This is a genomic window from Caballeronia sp. INDeC2, assembly GCF_023631325.1.
In the GTDB taxonomy this organism is placed as follows: domain Bacteria; phylum Pseudomonadota; class Gammaproteobacteria; order Burkholderiales; family Burkholderiaceae; genus Caballeronia.
This window is the reverse complement of sequence record NZ_JALQDG010000018.1, coordinates 1-600: the sequence shown is the minus strand read 5'-3', so window position 1 is coordinate 600 and position 600 is coordinate 1. Positions and strand designations below refer to the sequence as shown.

The following is a 600-nucleotide window of genomic DNA, read 5'->3' as shown; positions in this document are numbered from 1 at the left end:
CCCGTGTGAAAGTAGGTAATCGTCAGGCTCCTTATGCTCCAAACAAAAACCCCACCCCTGCAAGGTGGGGTTTTTGCGTTTTCATCTTATCTATAAGTGAGAACCTTGATTGCGTTGGGTCGTAAGAAACGCTTGACAATGGCGTGTTGTTACCCCATAATCAATAGTTCTCTGCGGAGGGGTGCCCGAGTGGCTAAAGGGGGCAGACTGTAAATCTGTTGGCTTACGCCTACGTTGGTTCGAATCCAACCTCCTCCACCAGAATTCAAGCGGTAAGGGAATCCAACCCTCGCGGGTGTAGCTCAATGGTAGAGCAGAAGCCTTCCAAGCTTATGACGAGGGTTCGATTCCCTTCACCCGCTCCAGTGTCGGTTTGTAGTGCCCATGTGGCTCAGTGGTAGAGCACTCCCTTGGTAAGGGAGAGGTCGGCAGTTCGATCCTGCCCATGGGCACCAGCTGTATCAGTCTAGTAAGTTGCGCGCGGCGCAAGGTGCGAAAATCCTGTTAGGAGTCGAAAATGGCCAAAGGTAAATTCGAGCGGACCAAGCCGCACGTGAACGTGGGCACGATCGGTCACGTTGACCACGGCAAGACCACGCT

The 600-nt window shown here is 53.2% G+C and carries 1 protein-coding gene and 3 tRNA genes; all 4 read left to right on the top strand.

Features of this window, described 5'->3' with window-relative positions; all coding sequences use genetic code 11:
* The first annotated feature begins 175 nt into the window (after positions 1-175).
* A tRNA-Tyr gene (locus NCS28_RS12695) sits at positions 176-261 on the top strand.
* A 30-nt stretch (positions 262-291) separates the two neighbouring features.
* Positions 292-365: transfer RNA gene (locus NCS28_RS12690), tRNA-Gly, on the top strand.
* Positions 366-380: 15 nt separating this feature from the next.
* A tRNA-Thr gene (locus NCS28_RS12685) sits at positions 381-455 on the top strand.
* Positions 456-517: 62 nt separating this feature from the next.
* A partial coding sequence (locus NCS28_RS12680) for a GTP-binding protein (protein WP_042615313.1) occupies positions 518-600 on the top strand: 83 nt, incomplete at its 3' end.